At 61.8% G+C, this 15,357-nt stretch carries 15 protein-coding genes and 1 tRNA gene; 9 read left to right on the top strand and 7 right to left on the bottom strand.

Features of this window, described 5'->3' with window-relative positions:
• Window positions 1-232: 232 nt before the first annotated feature.
• The gene (locus VBE63_RS05000; RefSeq protein WP_323681899.1) at window positions 233-799 is read left to right on the top strand and encodes a SprT-like domain-containing protein; all 567 of its coding nucleotides are present in this window, start codon (window positions 233-235) and stop codon (window positions 797-799) included.
• Between the two features lie 142 nt (window positions 800-941).
• On the opposite strand, the gene VBE63_RS04995 is transcribed toward VBE63_RS05000, so the two are convergent.
• Both VBE63_RS04995 and VBE63_RS04990 read right to left on the bottom strand, forming a co-directional pair.
• A complete protein-coding gene (locus tag VBE63_RS04995) occupies window positions 942-1,343 on the bottom strand; it encodes a DUF6858 family protein (protein WP_323681898.1) in 402 nt (133 codons plus the stop codon).
• A 220-nt stretch (window positions 1,344-1,563) separates the two neighbouring features.
• A complete protein-coding gene (locus tag VBE63_RS04990; protein ID WP_323681897.1) occupies window positions 1,564-2,562 on the bottom strand; it encodes an SLAC1 anion channel family protein in 999 nt (332 codons plus the stop codon).
• Between the two features lie 396 nt (window positions 2,563-2,958).
• Here VBE63_RS04990 and VBE63_RS04985 point away from each other — a divergent pair, with 396 nt between their 5' ends.
• Window positions 2,959-3,633, top strand: a complete 675-nt coding sequence (locus VBE63_RS04985; protein WP_323681896.1) for an isochorismatase family cysteine hydrolase — start codon at window positions 2,959-2,961, stop codon at window positions 3,631-3,633.
• Between the two features lie 285 nt (window positions 3,634-3,918).
• On the opposite strand, the gene murJ is transcribed toward VBE63_RS04985, so the two are convergent.
• The 3 genes from murJ to thiS form a co-directional block, all read right to left on the bottom strand.
• A complete protein-coding gene (gene murJ / locus VBE63_RS04980) occupies window positions 3,919-5,463 on the bottom strand; it encodes a murein biosynthesis integral membrane protein MurJ (RefSeq protein ID WP_323681895.1) in 1,545 nt (514 codons plus the stop codon).
• Window positions 5,464-5,561: 98 nt separating this feature from the next.
• Complete coding sequence (locus VBE63_RS04975; protein WP_416274507.1) at window positions 5,562-6,362, bottom strand: thiazole synthase; 801 nt, start codon at window positions 6,360-6,362, stop codon at window positions 5,562-5,564.
• Window positions 6,363-6,442: 80 nt separating this feature from the next.
• Window positions 6,443-6,643: a sulfur carrier protein ThiS gene (gene thiS / locus VBE63_RS04970; RefSeq protein ID WP_323681894.1), complete on the bottom strand. Its 201-nt coding sequence runs from the start codon at window positions 6,641-6,643 to the stop codon at window positions 6,443-6,445.
• A 158-nt stretch (window positions 6,644-6,801) separates the two neighbouring features.
• On the opposite strand from thiS, the gene VBE63_RS04965 reads away from it, so the two are divergent.
• The 6 genes from VBE63_RS04965 to VBE63_RS04940 all read left to right on the top strand — a co-directional run bounded on the left by VBE63_RS04965 (window position 6,802) and on the right by VBE63_RS04940 (window position 12,792).
• Window positions 6,802-8,625: an AMP-dependent synthetase/ligase gene (locus tag VBE63_RS04965; protein ID WP_416274504.1), complete on the top strand. Its 1,824-nt coding sequence runs from the start codon at window positions 6,802-6,804 to the stop codon at window positions 8,623-8,625.
• Window positions 8,626-8,729: 104 nt separating this feature from the next.
• A tRNA-Gly gene (locus VBE63_RS04960) sits at window positions 8,730-8,803 on the top strand.
• A 13-nt stretch (window positions 8,804-8,816) separates the two neighbouring features.
• On the top strand, window positions 8,817-8,987 hold the full coding sequence (locus tag VBE63_RS04955) for a putative signal transducing protein (RefSeq protein WP_323681893.1): 171 nt from the start codon (window positions 8,817-8,819) through the stop codon (window positions 8,985-8,987).
• Between the two features lie 13 nt (window positions 8,988-9,000).
• The gene (locus VBE63_RS04950; protein ID WP_323681892.1) at window positions 9,001-11,298 is read left to right on the top strand and encodes an AsmA family protein; all 2,298 of its coding nucleotides are present in this window, start codon (window positions 9,001-9,003) and stop codon (window positions 11,296-11,298) included.
• Between the two features lie 74 nt (window positions 11,299-11,372).
• Window positions 11,373-12,515: an A/G-specific adenine glycosylase gene (gene mutY / locus VBE63_RS04945; protein ID WP_323681891.1), complete on the top strand. Its 1,143-nt coding sequence runs from the start codon at window positions 11,373-11,375 to the stop codon at window positions 12,513-12,515.
• A gap of 4 nt (window positions 12,516-12,519) precedes the next feature.
• On the top strand, window positions 12,520-12,792 hold the full coding sequence (locus VBE63_RS04940) for an oxidative damage protection protein (RefSeq protein WP_323681890.1): 273 nt from the start codon (window positions 12,520-12,522) through the stop codon (window positions 12,790-12,792).
• Between the two features lie 113 nt (window positions 12,793-12,905).
• Here the strand turns inward: VBE63_RS04940 and VBE63_RS04935 are convergent, their stop codons facing one another.
• The gene (locus VBE63_RS04935) at window positions 12,906-13,559 is read right to left on the bottom strand and encodes a lipocalin family protein (RefSeq protein ID WP_323681889.1); all 654 of its coding nucleotides are present in this window, start codon (window positions 13,557-13,559) and stop codon (window positions 12,906-12,908) included.
• A 231-nt stretch (window positions 13,560-13,790) separates the two neighbouring features.
• On the opposite strand from VBE63_RS04935, the gene VBE63_RS04930 reads away from it, so the two are divergent.
• Window positions 13,791-14,849 (top strand): 3-deoxy-7-phosphoheptulonate synthase, encoded by a 1,059-nt coding sequence (locus VBE63_RS04930; RefSeq protein ID WP_323681888.1) that lies wholly within the window; start codon window positions 13,791-13,793, stop codon window positions 14,847-14,849.
• 31 nt (window positions 14,850-14,880) lie between these two features.
• On the opposite strand, the gene VBE63_RS04925 is transcribed toward VBE63_RS04930, so the two are convergent.
• Window positions 14,881-15,324, bottom strand: coding sequence for a tetratricopeptide repeat protein (locus tag VBE63_RS04925; RefSeq protein WP_323681887.1), 444 nt, complete (start codon window positions 15,322-15,324; stop codon window positions 14,881-14,883).
• Window positions 15,325-15,357 lie beyond the last annotated feature (33 nt).

Raw genomic sequence — 15,357 nt, 5'->3', positions numbered from 1 at the left:
GGTCCCGGCATCACCGGAGCCAGACGGAATACCGGAACAAAAAAGAGGGCCATTGGCCCCCTTGTTCGGAGCAGCACCCCGCAAGCCTCTGCCGGAAGCAGCCTCGCCTGGGTCTGCAGCGGATCGCGGATGAAAAAAAACCCCGATACCGGGGCCATCTCGCCTGGGGTTCATGAGCAGGACGTTTCCAGCTCCACCCTTTGTATCTCAGCCTACGAATGATAGCCCTATCGTGAGCGAAACGCAAAACCAGAAGCTGCGGGGCCACTCGGTCCACCCCCTGAGCAGTGGCTCAAGCGACGCTGGCCTCCGGGCGCTAACAGCTCAGGCGCGGTCTCAGACCAACGCCCTGCTCGGCTCGATACCGGGCGCCCAGATCGAGGTTCGCTTCGATCTGCGCGGCAAGACCGCCGGCCAGGTGCGCATTCGCGCTCGCGGTGAGTATCTGATCCGGTACAACCTTGAGCTGCTCGAGCGCGGCGGGGCCGACTTTATCCAGCACACCGTACCGCACGAGGTTGCCCACGTACTCGCCTATCACCGCTACGGTCAGAACATCCGGCCGCACGGTCCCGAATGGCAGCGCATCATGCGCCAGCTCGGTGCCGAGCCAAGGCGTTGCCATGATTACGACGTCAGTGGGCTCAACGCCCGCAAGCTGACCTATTTTCGTTACCACTGCGGCTGTATGGAGCACCAGCTCTCGAGCATCCGCCACAACAAGGTCGCAAAGGGACAACGCTATCTCTGCAAGCGTTGCGGCGAGCCGCTACAACCTGGACGCCGCCCTGGCGCCTGAACGTCACAGGCTGATTTCCACAACCGACAGCGCGCCGATATAGCGCGTCCTGACATGGCGCGTCGTCTCCCTAGAGGATGAGGCGCTTGTTTCAGGGTTGCACCTCAAGCTTTTCATCTCAAGTGAGACGAGGAACGCTGGCTCAGCAGGCAGTTTGTTCCACGATCGCCTTGACCCAGCGCTCCATGGCCTCATTCGCTGGCGGCATCGGTGCCTCGAGGAAGGTCACCGTGAAGCGGTCGCCTTGATCGACAACCCCGATCGAGCGCGGCCGCACCGCCATCACATGCGGATCGGGCAGCTTGGTGCCAAAGCAGAATAGGATGTGCTTCGCGGACTCGATACCCTCAGCGATCTGTCCGTTCGGGAGTGACTGCGTGTGCGCCATGTGATCGAACTCGCCGATATAGCTCGCAATATCGTGCTGATCAATACAGTCTTTGAGATAGGCGATGATCGAGTCCGAGTCGGCAAACCGAGTCTCGTCTTTGCTGACCTCGAGCGTATAGATGGGGTACTTCTCTTGTAGCAGGGTTTGTTTCATCACTCATCTCCCATTGGGTCATTAAAAAGCGACAGAGGCGTCAGAGCAGAAAAGACGCCGGAGGCAAAGCACCTCATCATTTCAACAAGACCGACCAATCCCCGGGGTCAGTACGATGGCATCAATCACCGCTGCAGCCTAAGCAGTCCGCGGATGACGGCCGATTAAAGGCTCGCGAACGGCCGACTCAGATCATGATCTGAGGTCCAGCATGATCCGGTTAATGCCCAGGCACACAGATGCCGTGACGGATAACGGCATATAGCGTTCTAAACAGCAAGAAGATCACCACCAGGGTCAGGATCGTGAGCAGACCAGCGCCGATCCAACGATAGACGTCACTCTGACCTTGCTCGAACATCAGCATGCTCGCGATACTGATTGCCGCGAGCGGGAAGGTGTAGGCCCACCAAGACAGGAAGAACTTCAGCCGCGCAAAATAGCGTGCCTGCGCAAACAGCAACAGCGTCAAGAACAAGGCGCTGAAGTAGAGCACCATCGCAATCGGATCGAGCTCGCCAACCAAGCGTATGTAGGCGATAAAGCCCACTGCGGGCGGGGCAATCAAGATGAACAGGGTCGGCATGAAACGCTCTGGAATCGGAGCATGGAACAGCAGCCGATAAAAGATGATCGTCATCAGCGATCCCCAGAACAGCATGCCGATGCTGAAAAAGAACCAGGAGACATCGATGAAGCCTAATGGTACACCCGCCACTGGTACCAAGACATTACCCACCGCGGGAATGAACCAGGCCGGGTTCATATGATGGACCTCGAAATGCTCATGGTGAATCCAGACACTGACCACATAAAGCGTGAAGAGCAGGTGCAAGCTGGCACCGGTCATCCAGAGTGGGCGACTAATAGACTCAGCAAAGGGCAGGAATGCAATCGAGAGCAGCAATAGACTGATCGAGACGGCGGCAAAGAAGTTGAGCTTGATCGGGTGACGCAGTTCTTCGAGCACCTTCTTCGGATAGACGACCAGCTTTGCCAGATAGAACAGGAGCAGAAGCAAGAAGACCGTGGCCGTCGCACTCGCCATCCAAAGACCGATCCTGAGGCTGGGGTCGAACCCGACGCCATTCAGCTCAAGCGCAAACACATGCAGCGCCTTCTCCCAGGCAATGGTCAGCCCCGAGAGGCCCATCACCACCGCAAAAAAGGAGATAGGAAAGTTAGGAAGTCGACGCGAGTCGATCGCAGTCTGTGGCATAACAGAAGGCCGCAACGGGGGATAGGACATAACTGAGGGGAATTCTAAGGTTTACACGCGCGATAGCATTGAAGAAGCGCAACAACCTAGGGCCAGATCCAGTCGCACCGGCTGCTGTGCGCCGATCGCGGCAACACAGCAAGCCATCACGGGTAGCTCGATCAGTGGCGAGTCGTGATGCGCGCCGCATGATGCGCGTCGCGTGATGCGCGTCGCGTGATGCACGTCGCGTGATGCACACCGGATGACGCGTAATGGGCGAAGCCTGATGCGCGACACGCGCGCCAAGCGGCAGATGACGCTCCACCGACGATCTGGCAGAGTGACGTACGCTCAGCTCAATCACGCTCAGCTCAATCACGCTCGTCACTACAGCTTATTTCGGAGCCGAAACCGATGACCTGGAAGACCGCTCACCGCTCGTTCTATTATGCCAGCGCCCCCGAGCCGGCAGACCCAGTGCTCAGACCAAGCGAAACCGCGCTGCTCTGCATCGATGTGCAAAACTACGGCATGGTGCTGCACGATGATCCCGCTGAGCGGGCACGCTGGGCGCCCTTCCACGAGCGCATGCGTGGCACGGTCATCCCGCGACTACAAGCGCTGCAGCAGCAGTTTCGGGATCAGGGCCTGGACGTGATCCACGCCCGCATCGCCTGCCAGCTCGAGGACGGGCGCGATCGCTCGCTGAGTCAGAAGCTGCCGGGCTGGAACAACCTGCTGATGCCGAAGGACAGCGAGGCCTCGCAGATCATCCCTGAGCTAGCACCCGCGCCCGGCGAGATCGTCGTCACCAAGACCACAGACAGCGCGCTCACCGGCACCAACCTGCGCCTGATCCTCAGCAACATGGGCATCCGCAACCTGATCGTGACCGGCATCTACACCGATCAGTGCGTCTCATCGACCGTGCGCAGCCTCGCCGACGAGAGCTTTCAGGTGATCTTGGTCGAGGACTGCTGCGCCGCCGGTTCTGACGAGCTGCACCAGCAAGAGCTTGCCATTATCAACATGATCTACTGCCATGTGATGAGCAGTGAGGAGCTGCGCGGCCTGATGGGGCTGGGATAAACCCGCAGCTTTGGCTGGAGGCCAGTCTGTCGCCGCCATGATCTCGACGGCACTCGCTCGCCGGCATTCTCGTCGTCATGATGATGCGCCCGACCGCCGCGCCACCCTTGCGGGTCCGATTGGGCTGTGGGCTGAGCGGTCGGCTGAGCGCGGGCGCATTGGCGTCTTGGCGTCCGTTGCGGTTGCGGCTAGCCGAGCATCTCGTCAGTCTTTAGAGGTCTGTTAGGTGCTCCGGGCGCTGAGCGCTACGGGCTGTCGCCGGCAGCAATGATGGCGGCGATCGCATCAGGCCGCTGGATTCATCCGCAGCAAATGCCGCGGCCGGATGCCGAGCGCCAATGCGAGCAACAGGTAACAGAGCCCGCCGATCAGGATCAGCCCGAGCAGGCGAATCAGACGCTCACCGAAGTCCCAGACGGTCCAAAACGGCGTCGGTCCGCTCAGGAACCAGAGCGCGAATCCCATCGCGAGGCTGGCGATCAGGCCCTGGGCGAGCAGCAGCCACCAGCCGGGCAGGGGCCGATAGATGCCCTGCTTCAGCAGCCCGATCAGTAGCAGCAGCGCGTTGACGCTAGCAGCAATGATGGTCGCCAGCGCGAGACCAGCGTGGCCGAGTGGAAACATCAGGAGCAGATTGAAGCTGATGTTGATCAACATCGCGACCACGGCGATCTTCACCGGCGTCTTCATGTCCTGCCGGCTGTAGAACCCCGGTGCCAGCACCTTGATTCCGAGAAACGCCATCAGCCCGAGCGAGTACGCCATCAGGCTGCGCTCGGCCATCAGGACATCATAGGCGGTGAATTCGCCGGAATAGAATAGGGTGGCGATCATCGGCCCGGAGAGCACAAAAAGCCCAACCGCGGCGGGCAGCCCGAGCAGCAGTACCCAGCGTAACGCCCAGTCCAGCGTCTCCGAAAAGGCCGCCGGCGAGGCCGCCGCGTGCTGGCGCGAGAGCTTGGGCAAGATCACGGTGCCGAGCGCAACGCCGAGGATGCCCAGCGGAAACTCCATCAGCCGATCGGAATAATAGAGCCAGGAGATGCTGCCGGTCTCTAGGAACGAGGCGAGCAGGGTATCGATGAGGAGGCTGATCTGGGTGACCGAGACTCCGAACAGCGCCGGGATCATCAGCCGCACGATCCGTTGCACGCCCTCATCGCGTGGGCTGACCCTGGGTCTGGGCAGCAGCCGCAGCTGGTATAGAAAAGGCAGTTGGAACAGCAGTTGGACGATACCAGCGATCAGCACGCCCCAGGCCAACGCCATGATCGGCCGCTCCATCTGCGGCGCCAACCAGAGTGCGCAGCCGATCAGCGAGAGATTGAGCAGTACCGGCGTGAAGGCCGGCACGCCGAAACGGTCGTAGGTATTGAGGATGCCGCCGGCCAGCGCGGTGAGCGAGATGAACAGCAGATAGGGGAAGGTCAGCCGCAACATGTCCGTCGCGAGCAACTGCTTGTCCGGGTCGCTGGCAAAGCCCGGCGCGAAGATCAAGACCAGGATCGGCGCGCCCAGTACCCCAAGTGCGGTGATCAGGAACAGGATGGCGCCGAGGGTGCCTGCAACATCGTCGATAAAGCGCTTCAGGGCTGGGAAGCCGCGCTGCGTCTTGTACTCGTTGAGCACCGGCACGAAGGCCATCGAGAAGGCGCCCTCGGCGAACAGCCGGCGCATGAAGTTCGGGATCTTGAAGGCGACGAAGAAGGCATCGGTGCCCGCATCGGCACCAAATAGACGCGCGACGATGAGATCGCGCACGAAGCCAAGGATGCGCGAGAGCAGGGTATTGCTCCCGACTTTGGCGATGGACGCGGCCAGCGATGCCATGGGGGGCTGCCTCTAAGGGGCGCAGATGCGCGAGGTTTGATCCGAAGAGGCGCGATTATAGGGGATCGCTCGGGCGATCCGCGGTTAGCAGCAGGGGATCAGAAGAAGGTGCCCTCGATCGGCGACGAGGCCGATGCAAAGCGCTTCGCCGGCATGCGCCCGGCCAAGAAGGCCTCACGCCCGGCTTCAATACCCTTGCGCATGGCGCTGGCCATCAGGACCGGGTCCTTGGCTGCGGCAATGGCTGTGTTCATCAGCACGCCGTCGCAGCCGAGCTCCATCGCAATGGCGGCATCGGAGGCGGTGCCGACACCGGCGTCGACGAGGATCGGGACGCTGGCGTTCTCGACGATGGTGAGGATGTTGAGCCGGTTGCGGATGCCAAGTCCGGAGCCGATCGGCGCCGCTAGCGGCATAACCGCGACGCAGCCAATCTCCTCGAGCTGCTTGGCGATGATCGGGTCGTCGTTGGTATAGACCATCACGTCGAAGCCATCGGCGACCAGCACCTTGGCCGCTTCGATGGTCTGCAGGACATCCGGAAACAGGGTCTTTTGGTCGCCGAGCACCTCGAGCTTGACCAGCTTGTGGCCATCGAGCAGCTCGCGCGCGAGCCGGCAGGTACGCACGGCGCTGTCAACGTCATAACAGCCAGCGGTGTTCGGCAGGATGCTGTAGCGATCTGGCGACAGCACCTCGAGGATGTTCGGCTCATCGGCATTCTGACCGATGTTGGTGCGGCGCACGGCGATGGTGACGATCTCGGCGCCACTGGCCTCGATGGCACGCGCGGTCTCGTCCATGTCCTTGTACTTACCAGTACCGACGAGCAGGCGCGATTGATACTCGCGACCGGCGATGGAGAAGCTGTCTGAAGAAGAGGAGGTGGATGCGGTCATCATCATGGACGGTATTCTTAAGGGGTCGTGAATGTGGTTGATTGGCGCTGCGGATCATCCAGGCGAGTCATGAGGGCCTCTCAGCCACCACCGACCGCATGGATGATCTCGACCGCATCACCCTCCTTGAGCTGGTGCTCGGCGAAGCGGCTCCGCGGGATGAGCTCGCGGTTCACCTCAACGGCCAGCCTGCGATCGGTGAGGCCCAGCTGCTCGATTAAACCAGACATGGAAAGGGCGTCAGGGACTTTCGTCGGGGTACCATTGACCTGGATTTGCATCCTTAGATAACTCCTCATCACAAAAAGATCGTCTGTCACAGAACTGTTGCCGTTGGTGATCTCTGAGTCTGGCGATGTTCCGAATTGGTGAACGGCAAGCATTTTCACTAGACTGCGACGCCGACGAAAACAAAAAGCACTCCAACGGGGAGGCACCGATGGTGAAGCAATGGTCAGAGGATCTAATCCCGGTCGAGCGCGCCTGTACGCTCGACGGCCTATTTTATCAACGCCTACATCGGTCACCTGACCGCAAGGCGTACCAATGGTTCGACCGCGCCACCGAGCGCTGGCGCAGTCTCAGCTGGCGCGAGACGGCGGATCAGGTTGCGCGTTGGCGGGCGGCGCTGAGTGCCGAGGCGTTGAGCGCTGGTGACCGGGTTGCGGTGTTGCTACGCAACTGTCCGGAGTGGGTGATCTTCGATCAGGCTGCACTGTCGCTGGGGCTGATCACGGTTCCGCTGTACACCGACGACAGGGCCGACAACGCCGCCCACATCCTCCAGGATGCCGATTGTAAGGTGTTGCTGATCCAAGATGCCAGCCGCTGGAAGCGCTTGGCGCCAGCGATTGGTGAGGCGCTCTATCCTGAGCGTGTCGTGATCCTTGAAGATGGCGAGCAGTCGCGCCGCCTGGCGACCTACGACGAGCGCGTGATGATTGCCGCGAACTGGTTGCCCGAGCGCGGCGAGCCCTGGACGCAGCGCGTTGCCGATCCACAGTCGCTCGCAACCATTGTCTACACCTCCGGCACCACCGGACGACCGAAAGGCGTGATGTTGAGCCACCGGAATATCCTCGCCAACGCCCATGCCAGCGTCACCATGTTGGATGTCTATCAGGAAGACGTCTTCCTCTCGTTTCTCCCGCTCTCGCACATGCTCGAGCGCATGGGCAGCTACTATCTGCCGATGATGACGGGCTCGACGGTGGCCTACGCGCGTTCGATCAACCAGCTGGCGGAGGATCTGCAGATGATCCGCCCGAGTGTGATCATCGCTGTGCCGCGCGTGTTCGAGCGCGTCTATCAACGCATCCAGGATCAGCTCCAGGGGCGCCCCAAGCTGCTGCGTTCGCTGTTTAAGCTAGCGGTCAGGACCGGCTGGATTGATTTCGAGCGCCGCCAGGGGCGGCGTGGCTGGCACCCCTTGCTGCTGCTCTGGCCTTGGCTGCGACGCAAGGTCGCGCGGCCGGTGCTCGAGCGCCTTGGCGGGCGCCTGCGCGCGGCGGTTAGCGGTGGTGCCCCGCTGCCATTTGGGGTGGCGCAACTGTTCATCGGGCTCGAACTGCCGCTGGTGCAAGGCTATGGCCTGACCGAGACCAGTCCGGTCGTGGCGGTGAACCCACTCGAGGACAATCGCCCGGACAGCGTCGGCATTCCACTGCGCGGCATCCAGGTTCGTATCGGCGCCGATGACGAGCTGCAGGTGAAGGGGCCCTGCAACATGCTGGGTTATTGGAATAATCATGTCGCGACGGCGCGCATGTTCACCACCGATGGCTGGCTGCGTACAGGCGACCAGGCGCGAATCGAGCATCGCCACATCTTCATCACCGGGCGCATCAAAGACATCCTGGTGCTCTCCAACGGCGAGAAGGTGCCGCCGGCGGATATGGAGATGACCCTGGGGCTGGACCCGCTGGTCGATCAGGTGATGATCCTGGGCGAGGGTCGCTCCTTCCTGACCGCGATCATCGTCTTGAGCAGTGAGCTCTGGCCGGGCCTCGCGCGCGATTATGGCCTGGACCCGAATCAAGCCGAGAGCCTGTCGAATCCGCAGTTGCTGCGCGATCTCCTCAGGCGGATTCGCGATGCACTAGCCGATTTTCCCGGCTATGCCAAGGTACGCCGGATCAGCCTCACCCTGGAGCCTTGGACGATCGAGAACGGCCTGCTGACGCCGACGATGAAGACCAAGCGCACGCAGGTGCTGGCAGAATACAAGGACGCCATCGAGCGGATGTATGCCGAGCATCACTGAGGCGGTTCCTGTTAAACCGCATACCGGTTTGCTCAACAGCGCTGTTTACGGTTGCGATCCGGCGTTGCAGTAACCGAGCGTCGGCCCTACAATCGACTGCTCAGGCGGGCGTAGTTCAATGGTAGAACAGGAGCTTCCCAAGCTTCTAACGTGGGTTCGATTCCCATCGCCCGCTCCATGCCTTACCGATCATGCAGCAACTTTATCAGGCCGCCGACCGCATCGAGGCACAGCTCTTACTGGATCTGCTTGAGCGGCACAACCTCCAGGCCCGCGTCTTTGGCGATGCCCTCTCCGGAGCCATCGGCGAGCTGGTTGATGGCAGCTTCGACCTCTGTTGGCGTTGCGGCAGAGAACATTGAGAGGCGCCGACTGATGCCAAGTTGGATCAAGCTGGGGCTAGGGCTCCTGTTGACGCTGCCCTTGGTCATCTTCGGTGCCGCAGCCATTGCGCCGCTGCTGATTGATCAGCAGCGCCTTCTGACCGATCTCGAGGCCGAGATCAGCCTCTCGCTGGGCCGACCGACCCAGGTCGACTCCATAGCGCTATTGCAATTCTTTCCGTTCCCGCGTCTGCGCCTTGAGGGGTTGCGGATTGCTGAAAGCGTTGCAGCCGATGCCCAGACCATCGCGACCATTGAGGCGGTGCAGCTGGACGCCGCTCTTTGGCCCTTGATCAGCGGTCGTCTCGTGCTCGCTGAGGTGTTGCTGGATCGACCGAAGGTGAGATTACCCTTGGCGCCAATGGCAATACCCTCTGCTTCGTCCGAGCCTGAGTCAAATCTAGAGTCAAAGCTAGAACAGGCGTTAGCGCTCACTTCAGAGCTAAAGCCAGAGCAAGCATTAGCGCTAACGCCAGAGCTGGTGCCAGAGCCGATGCCGGATCTGCAACTCAGTTCAGGGTCTACTCCAGCCGCATGGCCGCCGATCAGGCGTCTTCTGATCCTTGATGCTGAGCTGGCCGGGCCAACGCAGTCGGTGGATGCGGGGGCGGCGCTGAGCCTGGGCGACTTGAATCTGACCGCTGGCCCCATCCGTCCAGGGTCCAGCGGACGACTGGACGCAACCTTTCGGGTGTTTGCTCAGGCTGCTCAGGCTAGACAGGCTGCGCCCGCTGAACGGGAGTCGTTTGCACTGCCTGGTCTGGTTGAGGCCGAGATCCGGCTTGCCGATGCGCGCCATGCGCTAGAGCTGCGCCCCTTGCGCCTGCGTTTCGGGACGAGCGCGGGTGGCCAGGGCCCGCCGATCGAAGTTGATGCCGCGGCCTTGATCGACCTCATCCATGCTCGGGCTAGGTTCGAGCCGGTTGAGCTGAGCATTGATCGGCTGCGGGCCAGGGGTGCCGCGCAGGTGTTCCCAACCGCCTCCGGCCTGGGGATCGACGCTCAGCTCAGGGTGCCCCCCTTCGACCTCCGGACTTGGCTCGTCGAGCAGGCCGCTCTGAGGATGCCTGGTAACAGGGACAGCTTGAGACGGGTCAGCGGTCAATCAGATCTTCAACTTCGGGGTTCTGTCCTGGCGATCAATCACGCAGCGTTCAGCATCGACCAAGCGCAGTTGAGGGCGGTGGCTCGGCTGCGTTTGCCGGAGGCGCCGAGCGTACCCTTCTCGGGCCAGCTGGCATTGGCGATCGATCGCCTCGATCTCGATCCTTATCTGAGGGCTGCTGCGACGGTCAATGTCGCGCCTGCCTCATCGCCGCCATTCCCGGCGTTACCTCCATTACCCGCGTTGCCGCCAGAGACTGGTCCGACCGAGCAGGGGCTGCGACTGCAGTTGGCGGCTGGCGAGCTACGTCTCGGTGGGCTTGGCTTCAGCGCGGTGCGGCTCGGTGGGCGCCTGCAGCCGCAGGCGCTGGAGCTCGACGCAAGCGCGGGCTTCTACGGTGGCTGGCTGCAAACAGAGCTCAATGCGCGTCCGTTGGATGTTTTCGCGAGCGATCAACAGCCGTGGCTCGAGCCAGGTTCACCGCCCGCTGATGACCGAGCGTCAAGGCCGGCGCTGCGGCTCGAGGCGACCGCTGGTGACGTCGATGTCGCTGCGCTGCTGGCTGCGCTGCAGCTTGGCGGACACAAGCAGGCACCGATGACCGGCCGTGGTGAGATCGAGCTGGACCTCATGGCGCAGGGTGCCAGCCCGGCCTTGATCACCTCGACCCTAGGCGGCAAGGTCGTCTTCGCGGTGCGTCATGGTGCCGTGACGATCGTCGATCTTGAGCAGTTGATCACAGGCACCATCGGTGCGTTCGGTGTCTCGCGCGAGGATGCCGAGAATCTGACTCGCTTCAGCGCGTTCAGCCTCTCTGCCACAGGCGAGGAGGGGCGGTTCGATAGCGAGGATATCCAGCTGCGCTCCAATCTGCTGCATATCGATGGAGTTGGTCAGCTCGATTTGCCGACGCAACAGCTTGCGCTGGATCTGAGCGCGGTGCTGACCAAGCCGCCGCAAGGTCGAGCGATCAAGGAGCTGGAAGGGATTCCGATCCCCATTAAGGCGCGGGGGCCTTGGCTCGATCCGCGCTGGGAGGTGGATACGAAAGCTGCGCTCAATCAGGCCGCGCGGCGAGCGCTGCGCGAAGACAGTGGCTTGTTCGATAAGCTTGAGGAACGCACCGGTATCCAAGGGCTTGGCGACGGGCTGCGGCAGATCCTGCCGGGGTTGCTTGGGCAGTGAGTCAAGACAGCCGACCCTTGGGGGCTTTAAGGCTTGTCTCTGAACTGACGCCGCCTGCGCTCACGCCCAAGCCGGTGCGAATAGCGACAACCTCAGTCACTCCGGACATCGCGAACGACTTTGCGCAGCGCTTGCTGGCCTGGTTCGATCGCCATGGTCGTCATGATCTACCCTGGCAGCGCGATGCGACGCCTTATCGCGTCTGGGTCTCGGAGATCATGCTGCAGCAGACCCAGGTCGCGGTGGTGGCGCCTTACTTCGAGCGCTTCATGGCGCACTTTCCTGACCTTCAGGCATTAGCCGCTGCTGAGCAGGATGAGGTTCTGCACCTCTGGTCTGGACTCGGCTACTATGCGCGGGCGCGCAACCTGCATCGCGCTGCGCGCAGGATCATCGTCGAGCATCAAGGGCGGTTTCCCGAGCAACGAGAGGCACTAGAGGCGCTGCCCGGGATCGGACGCTCAACCGCGGCTGCGATCTTATCGCTCGCGCTTGGCCAGCACCATCCGATCCTCGACGGCAACTGCAAACGGGTCTTGGCGCGCTGTTTCGCGGTTCCAGGCTGGCCTGGAAGCGGAGCTGTCTTGGCCCAGCTCTGGTGGCTGGCCGAGGCGCTGACCCCCGTTGAGCGCGTTGCTGCCTTTAATCAGGCGATGATGGATTTGGGCGCAACCCTCTGTAAGCGCTCGCGTCCGGCCTGTTCGCTGTGCCCGCTGGCGGATCGCTGCCAGGCGTTGGCGCAGGCTGCGGTCAGCCTCTATCCCGCGCCTAAACCGCGCAAGCAGGCTCCAGTTCGCATCGCACAGTTGCTGCTGATCCAAGATCAACAGGGACAACTGCTGCTGCAGCGCCGGCCGCCGGCCGGGATCTGGGGCGGGCTCTGGACGCCCCCGGAGCTTGGCGTGGATGCGGATGCCAAGGATTGGTGCCAGTCGCAACTGCGGGCATCGGTGCTACGACTTGAAATGTTGCCCGCGCGACGACATACCTTCAGCCACTTCCAGCTCGAAATGCGACCGGTTCTGGTGCGACTCGCCACTCAGGCCAATCGGGTTGGCGACGAGCCTGATGTACGCTGGGTCAATCCACTCAAGCCCGGTGCCCTTGGGCTACCGGCGCCCATTCGCCAGATGCTCAACGAGCTGGGAGCCTGGCCTCAGGCAGCCGCCGAGGTTGACAACGCATGCATATCCAGCGAACGCACACGACAGGAGTAGCCTGATGAGCCGTATGGTCAACTGTGTAAAGCTCGGCCACGAAGCCGAGGGTCTGGACCGGCCGCCTTATCCCGGCGCGCTTGGCCAGCGTCTCTTCGAGAACGTCTCCAAGCCGGCTTGGGCCGATTGGCTGAAACATCAGACCATGCTCATCAATGAGAACCGTTTGAGCCCAATGGACCCCAAGGCGCGCAAGTTTCTTGAGGAGCAAATGGAAAACTACTTCTTCGGCGAAGGGGCGGTGGTTCCAGAGGGCTACGTGCCACCCAAGGCATGAGCAGCGACAATACCCGTTGCCATGCAGCGACACTCGCGCTTCCAAGTGAGGTCGCAATGCTGCCCGGACCAGGCCGGGCCTCAAACCACTGAGGCGCTGGAGCTGGGTCGTCCTCAGGTTCGCCCTGTTTGCCGGGTGCGCTCGAAGGCCTGGGCCGGGAAGCCCTTGTCGGCGAACTCCGTCAGCCACTGCTGGACCTCGTCTTCAGATGGCTTGGGATCGCGCGCGAGTACCCAACCGCGGCGCCTTGAGGGCTGCCCGACCAAGGCATATTCGTAGTCGGCGCCAAGCCCGATGACCCAGTAGTGGTCCCAGAGCAGGTGCACACCGTAGAGCATGCGGAAGCTGATCTCCAAGCGGCTGTTGCTCTTGCGGTCGACAACGCGTGCGATGCCTTTTGCGGTGCCGATGCCGCCATCGGCATGGGTACAGCGGTTGGTGACGTAGACCATGCCATCATCACCGAGCAGATAGTCGGCTTGCACGTCTTGAATGCAGCGGCGCTGGGTGAAGTAGGGCAGCCGCGCGATCTCGTACCAGCGCCCCATGTAGCGGTTGAGGTCGATCTGAGCGACCGTGCTGGGGGCGGTAAGGTGGACCCTGGGCTTGCGCAGGCGCGTGCTGACGGTCACCTGGGCGTCGATATCATTGCGCTGCCGGCTGTCCGGCGGGGCGGTATAGATCTCCTCGGCCCAGTCGGAGAGTCCCGAGGGACTCTCGCCAGAGGCCTGCCCGGTGCGGGGCTTCGGTGGCAGGCGATCCGTCATGCTCGAGTCCTTGTGTAACGGCTTGATGGAAGGAGTTGCGTTTGGGATGACATCATGCAAAAAGATTACTACTTCTACCCGGCAGCAGGCGTGTCGTTCCTTGAGATGGCCACTGGCCGCAGCTGTTGGCTGCTCAGCGTTGGCGCAATCCCATGGCGAGGCAGACGCGCTGGCAGGCATAATTCAGTATTTAGAGCACAGGCTACGCCCGAGTCCGCACCATAAAAGAGCATGCGTTACGAAACAGACGATCTTCGCATTCGTGCGATCAAACAGGTCATTGCGCCAAAAGACCTCCACGCCGAGGTTCCGATCACAGATGCAGCGGCGGCCACGGTACACGAGACCCGTCAGGCCATCCAGCGTATCCTGCACGGCGAGGACGATCGGCTTTTGGTCGTGGTCGGTCCCTGCTCGGTGCATGACCCTGCGGCTGCGCTCGAGTATGCCCAACAATTGCGCACTGTCCGTGATCAGGTGAGCGATCAACTGTTGATCGTCATGCGGGTCTACTTCGAGAAGCCGCGCACAACGGTTGGCTGGAAGGGGCTGATCAACGATCCGAACCTCGATGGTAGCTTTGAGATCAACAAGGGGCTTGGCATGGCGCGGCGGCTGCTGGTCGACCTCAACCACCTGGGCATGCCGGCTGGTACCGAGTTTCTGGATCTGATCAGCCCTCAGTACATTGCCGACTTGGTCAGTTGGGGCGCGATCGGCGCTCGTACCACGGAAAGCCAAGGGCACCGCGAACTGGCCTCTGGCCTGTCTTGCCCGGTTGGCTTCAAGAACGCCACCGACGGTAGCATTAAAGTCGCGATCGATGCGATTCATGCCGCTGCCAGGCCACACGTCTTCTTGTCTCTGACCAAAGATGGCAACTCGGCCATCTTTACCACGACCGGCAATGAGGACACCCACATCATCCTGCGTGGCGGCAGCCGGCCGAACTACGACACCGAAAGTGTCGATATCGCCGCGACTGCGATCCAAGACTCGGGACTGGTGCCGAAGATCATGATCGACTTCAGTCATGCCAACAGCCGCAAGCAGTCCGATAAGCAAGTGCGTGTAGCCGAGGATGTCGCCGGCCAGATCGCTCGCGGCGAAAACCGCATCTACGGCGCCATGATCGAAAGTAACCTGGTCGGTGGCCGGCAAAACCTGACCGCCGCTGGCGAGCTGGTGTACGGCCAGAGCATCACCGATGCCTGTATTGCTTGGGACCAGACGGTACCGATGCTGGAGCAGCTGGCTGATGCCGCCAAGCAGCGCCGAGCGCGTCGCTGAGAGGCGTCGGTGGGCCTTGGCGCTGGGGGCGCTATTTTTCGTCGAAGCCCGCCAGGTGATACCAGCGGCGGGCCTCCTCGGGATCTTTGTCGACACCGCGGCCCTCCTCGTACATCATCGCCAAGGTGGTCTGTGAGCCGGCCAAGCCTTGTTCGGCGGCCTTCTTGAACCAGGCAACGGCCTTGCTCGCGTCCTGATCGACGCACTCGCCCTCCATATACATGAACCCAAGCCCATGCTGCGCAACGCCGAGCCCCGCCTCGGCTGCCGCGCGCATGTACTTGAACGCCTGCAATGGGTTTTCGATCATGCCAAGCCCGTTCTGCGCCATGATCGCGACGCGATACTGGGCCTCGGGGTGGCCGGCTTCGGCGAGTGGACCGAGCAGGCCGACCGCGCGTGAGAACTGCTTGGATTCGAAGGCAGCAATGCCGCTGCTGAGATCCATATCTTGGTTGCTGATCTGTTCTGACATCGGGATTCCTCGGGGTTAGGGGTTAGAAATTGC

Origin of the sequence: Lamprobacter sp. (assembly GCF_034860625.1) — a bacterium.
Classification (GTDB): Bacteria; Pseudomonadota; Gammaproteobacteria; order Chromatiales; family Chromatiaceae; genus Lamprobacter.
The sequence above is the reverse complement of the archived record's forward strand: the minus strand, read 5'-3'. Positions and strand labels throughout refer to the sequence as shown.